This is a genomic window from Campylobacter concisus, assembly GCF_002912425.1.
GTDB classification, from domain to species: domain Bacteria; phylum Campylobacterota; class Campylobacteria; order Campylobacterales; family Campylobacteraceae; genus Campylobacter_A; species Campylobacter_A concisus_AH.
In genome coordinates this window covers 1-2,429 of sequence record NZ_POYR01000092.1, presented here as the reverse complement: position 1 = coordinate 2,429, position 2,429 = coordinate 1, and the positions used below count along the sequence as shown (strand labels likewise).

Genomic DNA, 2,429 nt, shown 5'->3' with positions numbered 1-2,429 from the left:
CTATAAAAATTTAACAATATTTTTGTGACATATATTAGAAATAGAAAAATAGACAATTTAATCTGAAAGGATAGGTAATGAACAAGCATTTATTTGCACTTTTGGCTTTGGCAGCACTTAGCAGTCACTCTTTGGCTCACGAATTTTGGCTTTTTGGAAGCAGCAAGGACGTAACTAGCGTTGATATAGGCTACGCAGACGACTTTCCGACTGTTGAAAAGATACCAGATAATAGGATCGCCCTATTTGAAGCCCCATACGTTATAAACAAAAATGGCGAGAAACTGAGCCTAAAACAAAGCGGCGAAAACTACCACTATGAAAGGGCCAAACTAGAGGACGGCTCATACCTTATAGCTGGCGAGTATAGGCCTACGTTTTGGACAAAAGCAAGCGATGGCACATGGCACATGGGCAAAACCAAAGAGGACATCAAGGACGCCAAATACTGCAAAAAAGCGAGCATGAGCGCAAAAGGTATCATAAACAAAAACGCCAAGGACGACTCTGTGATAAAGCCTTCCGAGCAGCGCTTAGAGATAGTCCCACTTGACAATCCAGCAAATTTCAAAGTTGGCATGCCATTTAAAGTGAAAATTCTATTTGAGGGCAAACCTTTAGAAAATGCTACACTTGATGGAACATTTGATGGATTTTTAAAAGAAAAAAGCGCATTTCACGGCCAAACAGAGCCAGACGGCACGATAGAGGTACTTGCACTTAAACCTGGTAAATGGCTGCTACAAACGGTGCACAAAATGCCATTTGCCGACTCAAAAATTTGTGATGATGAGACGATTGCTGCAACACTTGCATTTGAGCTAAAATAGATCAAATTTAAGATCAAGCAAGTTTTCATCTTAAATTTATAAAAGGGCGTAGTCAAATGCGCCCTACTCTTTTACCTTATAAGTCAAATTTATCAAGACAAAATAAGTAAATTTATCAAATTTATGTTGCAGCTACATTTTAAAATTTATGTATTTCTAAAAAAATTTAAACGACAAACTCCAGCAGTCACAATTTCATCATTATTTGTAATCTCTAAACTTTTATAAATTACTGATCCGTTTTAGCCTAAAACCTTTTACAAAACTCAAGCACCTCGTTATTAAAACAAGTTTTTAGAGATTCGGCAAAGAATTCTGAGATTTGAGGATACAGTATTTCAATATAATTTCTGCTACCTAAATACCAAAATTACTTCACATATTAGCAAGCAATCAAGAAAGTATCATAATCCATAGATGTAAAAAATTAATGAAAACAATACACAATTCATTTTACTGTGAAAAACGAGCACCCCATTGCTTTCTATATGTGCAACTCTGGTAGTTTTTAACACAAATTTACCTTTTATAAAATAGAAAAACATTTTAAACATTTTTTAGTCAAATTTATTGCACTTGCAGTAAATTTTTCAAAATTTGGGTTAAATTTAGAAGAAAAATGGTGACCCATACGAGACTCGAACTCGTGTTACCAACGTGAGAGGCTGGTGTCCTAACCGCTAGACGAATGGGCCAAAAGATGGTGCCCCGTGTAGGTCTCGAACCTACGACCCCATCATTAAGAGTGATATGCTCTACCAACTGAGCTAACGAGGCAAGATTAAATATCAATAACAAATCATAAAGTGTTATCTTAGAACTTATAATCTTAAAATTTAATTTGATCACTCAAAAAACAAGAAAAATAGAATCAAGAACCTTAACCTAAGGTTTGGTAGATGGCGCAGCGGACGGGGCTCGAACCCGCGACCTCCGCCGTGACAGGGCGGCATTCTAACCAACTGAACTACCGCTGCACCTAAAAGTAATGGTGGTCGCTATAAGACTCGAACTTATGACATCCACCTTGTAAGGGTGGCGCTCTACCAACTGAGCTAAGCGACCTAAAATTTAAAATATCTGGCGACCCTTAGAGGATTTGAACCTCTGTTTCTACACAGAGAAAGTAGAGTCCTGAGCCACTAGACGAAAGGGTCATAAACCCAAAAATGGTGTCCTGCGTTGGATTCGAACCAACGGCCCCCTCATTAAAAGTGAGATGCTCTACCGACTGAGCTAGCAAGACATGATTATTTAAAAAAGAATTGAGATTATACAAAAAACATTATTATATGTCAAGAAAAAATTAAATTTTAAATCAAATTAAAGCTATTTTGTCCGATATTTCTAAGCGAAAAATATAAAATTTTATTTTTAAATCTTATAAATTTAAAGCCAAAATTTCTTATAAATTTAAACCACTTTTACTTTGTAGCTCAACAAACAAAACTCCTTTGAGCATCTAATCCGCTTAGTGGCAAATTTAATCCATGCCTAAAAATCTTACCGCCATTTTTCTAGCTTTTTCTATCTTTTAGGCTCTGTTTTGATCACTCATTTCTATCTCATTATTTAATAATAATCATTAGGGTTAAACCC

General features: G+C 36.0%; 1 protein-coding gene and 6 tRNA genes. 1 reads left to right on the top strand and 6 read right to left on the bottom strand.

All coding sequences use genetic code 11. The features are described from left to right. Nucleotides 1-77 precede the first annotated feature (77 nt). Nucleotides 78-830: a DUF4198 domain-containing protein gene (locus CYP84_RS05000; RefSeq protein WP_103636869.1), complete on the top strand. Its 753-nt coding sequence runs from the start codon at nucleotides 78-80 to the stop codon at nucleotides 828-830. Between the two features lie 620 nt (nucleotides 831-1,450). Here the strand turns inward: CYP84_RS05000 and CYP84_RS04995 are convergent. The 6 genes from CYP84_RS04995 to CYP84_RS04970 form a co-directional block, all read right to left on the bottom strand. After that, nucleotides 1,451-1,525, bottom strand: a tRNA-Glu gene (locus tag CYP84_RS04995). Nucleotides 1,526-1,531: 6 nt separating this feature from the next. Beyond that, nucleotides 1,532-1,607, bottom strand: a tRNA-Lys gene (locus CYP84_RS04990). A 123-nt stretch (nucleotides 1,608-1,730) separates the two neighbouring features. Next, nucleotides 1,731-1,807 (bottom strand) — tRNA-Asp (locus CYP84_RS04985). Nucleotides 1,808-1,819: 12 nt separating this feature from the next. Continuing rightward, a tRNA-Val gene (locus CYP84_RS04980) sits at nucleotides 1,820-1,895 on the bottom strand. A gap of 16 nt (nucleotides 1,896-1,911) precedes the next feature. After that, nucleotides 1,912-1,987 (bottom strand) — tRNA-Glu (locus tag CYP84_RS04975). A gap of 13 nt (nucleotides 1,988-2,000) precedes the next feature. Beyond that, nucleotides 2,001-2,076 (bottom strand) — tRNA-Lys (locus tag CYP84_RS04970). Nucleotides 2,077-2,429: the final 353 nt, after the last annotated feature.

Excerpts from the sequence above, each read along its gene's own strand:
- CYP84_RS05000 (WP_103636869.1), top strand. The coding sequence starts at position 78 with ATGAACAAGCATTTATTTGCACTTTTGGCTTTGGCAGCACTTAGCAGT.